The sequence below is a fragment of the Fructilactobacillus sp. X7R9C1 genome (assembly GCF_059901005.1).
Genome location: NZ_JBWXVG010000064.1, coordinates 1 through 259 on the forward strand (window position 1 = coordinate 1; position 259 = coordinate 259).

Sequence of the window (259 nt, forward strand, 5' to 3'; positions counted from 1 at the left end):
CTATTTTTTCAGAAAAATAATAGAGCAGATGTTGGCATTTTGTGATAGAATATTTCTATAATAAACGGATCAATCAGAAACGTGTGAGAGGTATAGGATGAGAGAGGATATTTTAATCAACAAAGGTGCTGCTGCCTTATCGGATCAATTGGTTGCGACATTGGAGTCTATCTATGACCCGGAGTTAGAACTAGACATTTATAACTTAGGTCTTGTTTATGAAATCAATTTGGATGAAAAAGGCCTTTGCACAGTTGTG

Annotated in this window: 1 protein-coding gene; it reads left to right on the forward strand. The window is 35.5% G+C overall.

Annotation, left to right across the window (positions count from 1 at the left end; all coding sequences use genetic code 11):
* Positions 1-97: 97 nt before the first annotated feature.
* The coding region (locus AC6UD0_RS07440; protein ID WP_500708720.1) for an iron-sulfur cluster assembly protein at positions 98-259 on the forward strand (162 nt) is incomplete at its 3' end.